This is a genomic window from Spirillospora sp. NPDC049652 (assembly GCF_040675125.1).
In the GTDB taxonomy this organism is placed as follows: Bacteria; Actinomycetota; Actinomycetes; order Streptosporangiales; family Streptosporangiaceae; genus Spirillospora.
On record NZ_JBFAOF010000820.1, the window covers coordinates 1 to 3,318 of the forward strand.

Annotated in this window: 3 protein-coding genes and 1 pseudogene; 1 reads left to right on the plus strand and 3 read right to left on the minus strand. The window is 74.6% G+C overall.

Annotated elements, in window-relative coordinates; all coding sequences use genetic code 11:
* Positions 1 to 144: 144 nt before the first annotated feature.
* The 3 genes from AB0J52_RS33205 to AB0J52_RS33215 all read right to left on the minus strand — a co-directional run bounded on the left by AB0J52_RS33205 (position 145) and on the right by AB0J52_RS33215 (position 2,954).
* Positions 145 to 684: an ArsR/SmtB family transcription factor gene (locus AB0J52_RS33205; RefSeq protein ID WP_500186816.1), complete on the minus strand. Its 540-nt coding sequence runs from the start codon at positions 682 to 684 to the stop codon at positions 145 to 147.
* Positions 685 to 875: 191 nt separating this feature from the next.
* Positions 876 to 1,418 carry a CGNR zinc finger domain-containing protein gene (locus tag AB0J52_RS33210; protein WP_500186817.1) on the minus strand — a complete coding sequence of 181 codons (543 nt, stop codon included), beginning with the start codon at positions 1,416 to 1,418 and terminating at the stop codon, positions 876 to 878.
* 81 nt (positions 1,419 to 1,499) lie between these two features.
* Positions 1,500 to 2,954, minus strand: coding sequence for a type I glutamate--ammonia ligase (locus AB0J52_RS33215; protein ID WP_500186818.1), 1,455 nt, complete (start codon positions 2,952 to 2,954; stop codon positions 1,500 to 1,502).
* A gap of 167 nt (positions 2,955 to 3,121) precedes the next feature.
* Between AB0J52_RS33215 and AB0J52_RS33220 the strand changes: the two are divergent.
* Positions 3,122 to 3,318 (plus strand): annotated as a pseudogene (locus tag AB0J52_RS33220) (amidohydrolase); the annotation flags it as partial.

Below are 3,318 nucleotides of genomic sequence, written 5' to 3' on the forward strand. Positions count from 1 at the left end.
CGACGGCGAGCGCCATCGGGTCGCGCGTCAGCGTCAGCGCGAGCAACGGCAGCGCGGCCAGCGTCACCCCGTCGCCGAGCGAGGACACCGTCTGCGCGGCCCACAGCCGTCCGAACCCGGCCGGCAACCCCTTCGCGCGCGATGTCATTCGGTGTCCCCCTCGGCCTGCTCGCGCGAGGCCGGCCGGAACAGCGCGAAGGCGAGCGACGCGTCCGGCGCGGACGGATCCGACAGTTCCCGGTACTCGTCCGCCAGCGCCCGCAGCCGCGCTCCCAACTCCGCGAACTGCTCGTCGTTGAGCCGCAGGTGCGCCATCCGCACGTGCCGCTCGCCCTCCACCGGGGCCGCCTCCAGGTCGGCCACCGCGTGCCGCATCACCACGTCCGGCTGCCCGGCCGCCGGGTCGGGCAGCACGATCGACCGGGCCGCCATCGCGTAGTACCGCTCGGTGACCCCCCGCACCTTGCGCGTCCGCACCACCTTCACCAGGCCCGCCCGTTCGAGCAGCCGCACGTGGTAGCTGGAGCTCCCCTTCGCGAGGCCTACCCGCTCGGCGATCTGCGTGATCGTCGCCGGTTCGAAGCGGAGGACGGCCATGATCCGATGCCGGGTGAGGTTGGACACCGCGCGCAACTGCTCATCGGTGGTGACGTGCACCGTCTCAGGAAGATCATCCGTAGCCATGCGGCCAATGGTCAACGTTTCTTGACCATTGCGCAAGGGGTTTCCCGGATCGGTTGCGCGGTGCGCGCGACGGCCGTCCGACTCTTCTCCGAACGCACCTCATCGGACGCCTGGAGATCATCAGGGCACGGAACGTCCTCCCGCCGCGGGTTCGGCGACGGTACCGGCGGGCGGGGGAGCCGGCCGCCGGGTCAGGAGGCGGGGGAGCGGCGGCGGGCGCGGAAGGCGGCGACGTTGGTGCGGTTGGCGCACGTCTCGGAGCAGAAGCGGCGGCGGCCCGCGCGGGACGTGTCGGCGTAGACGTGCAGGCAGTCGGGGGCGGCGCAGACGCCGGTGCGGCCGATGCCGTAGGAGCAGACGAGCTCGGACAGGTGCATCAGCGTCGTCGAGCGGAAGCGGAGCGGGAGCTTCGCGGACGGCGGGGCGTGGTGCAGGTGCAGGCCGAGGCCGTCGTGGTCGGACAGGTGCGGGTTGGTCGGGGTCCGTTCGAGCAGGGCGTTGAGGACGGCGACGGCCGAGGGCAGGTCGGGCGCCTCGAAGAACGGGCGCAGCTCCCGCCCCCACGCGCGGTACTCGCCGGCGGTCGCCGGATCGAAGTCCTGCCAGACGAAACCGTTGACGCGCAGGATGCGGCGCAGCGCGTCCGGGCCGTCGTCACCCTCCGGGACGGTGACGGCGTTCACCAGCGCGACCGCGGCGGCGACGCCGTGGCTGCGGTATCCGGTGATCTTCATGGGCTGGGAGACCTGCCTGTCGCGGTGTCGGCTGCGGGCTGGCACCGAGGTTATCCCGTCCGCCCGCCCGTCGCGTGGGGCTCAGTGGCGCCACCGGGTCGCTTCGGTGATCTGCTCCGGGGACGCCTGCGCGAACAGCTCGATCTCCCCGCGCCGGACGGCCGCGACCGTGTCGATGACCTCCGGGCCGAACGCCTCGGCGAGCACCTCGTCCCGCTCGAACGCCGCGACCGCCTCCTCCAGCGACTCGGGCAGGGCCTCGATGCCGAGCCGGATGCGTTCGGTGTCCGACAGCGTGGCCGGGTCGACCGCCACCGGCTCGGGCAGCGACGCCTTCCCGGCGAGTCCGGCGCGGCCCGCCGCGAGCAGGGCGGCGAGCGCCAGGTAGGGGTTTGCCGCCTCGTCGAAACACTTGACCTCGATGTTGGCCGCCCGGCCCCGGTCACCGATCGCGCCGGTGACCAGGCGCAGCGCGGCCTCGCGGTTCTCCAGCCCCCAGCAGCCGTACACGCCCGCCCAGTGCGACGGGATCAGCCGCAGGTAGCTGGCGACGGTCGGCGCGCCCACCGCGAGCAGCGCGGGCAGGCGGCCGAGGACGCCCGCGGCGAACGCCTCGCCCTCGACCGTCAGCCCGAACGGCTCGTGCCCGCCGGACATCGCGTTGACCGGGCCCTCCGCGGGGTCGTCCCGCCACAGGCTGAGGTGGACGTGCCCGCCGTTGCCGACCGAGTCCGCGACGACCTTGGGGGAGAACGACGCGACCATGCCGTGGTCGAACGACACGGCGCGGATCGTCTCCCGGACGAGGACGGCGGTGTCGGCCGCGCCGACCGGGTCCTCGGCGGCGACCGACAGCTCGTACTGGCCGGGCGCGTACTCGGGATGAAGCTGCTCGACGTGGACGCCGGTCCGGTCGAGCGCGCCGAGCAGGTCGCGCAGGTAGCCGGACAGCTCGGTGAGCCGCGTCATGCCGTAGGCGGGGCCGTTGCACGCGGGCGTGAACCCCTCGCCGTCGCCGTCCGACAGGCACCACTCGATCTCGAACGCGGCGCGCACCGACCAGCCGAGGTCCGCGAGCCGCTCGACCTCCCGCGCGAGCACCGCGCGGAAGTCCAGCGGGTGGACGGTGCCGTCCTGGGTGAACCGGCCGGCCGGCGCCCACGCCCAGCCGGGCAGGGCCGCGAGCCGGACGAGCCGGTCGAGGTCGGGGTGCAGCCGCAGGTCGCCGACCGGGCCGCCGGAGTACCGCCCGGACACGACCGAGTCGTCCAGCAGGAACACGTCGAAGCAGGGCGACATGCCGACGCCCCACGCCGCCGCGTGCTCCAGCCGCGGCACCGGCACGGTCTTGACCCGGGTGATGCCGCTGGTGTCGACCCAGCCGAGGACGACCCCGGCGAGGTCGTCCAGCTCGGCCGCGAGGCGTGCGGCGTGGGCCGCCGACCGCTCCCGCCCGCCGGCGTCCAGGGGCTGGAACGCCCGCCGCGCCGCCCCGCCGTCGTTCCGTTCCACGCCCTGCTCCCATCCCTCGTCCACGCCTGCCGCCTCGTCCCGCCGAGCGTCCCGCCGCGTGCGGACGTGCCGGCACGCGGTGCGGACGCGGGGCGCCCGCGGGCCGCCCGGGCGTGGTGCGGATGCCGGGTGCCGCACGGCCGCAATTACGCATCGTAGGCTCGCCATGACCGTATGACGAGGGAGGCGCGATGCTCGACGACGACATTCCCCCGCTGATCGACCACCACTGTCACGGCGTGGTCCGCCGCGACCTCGACCGGGCCGGGTTCGAGGCCCTGATGACGGAGGCGGACGGGCCGGGCCCGCTCGGCGGGACCCTCTTCGACTCGCGGGTCGGGCTGGCCGTCCGGCGGTGGTGCGCGCCCGTCCTCGACCTGGCCCCGCA

What these genes read in the sequence shown, in the direction of transcription:
- AB0J52_RS33205 (WP_500186816.1), bottom strand. Translation starts at nt 684, where the DNA reads ATGGCTACGGATGATCTTCCTGAGACGGTGCACGTCACCACCGATGAG.
- AB0J52_RS33210 (WP_500186817.1), bottom strand. Translation starts at nt 1,418, where the DNA reads ATGAAGATCACCGGATACCGCAGCCACGGCGTCGCCGCCGCGGTCGCG.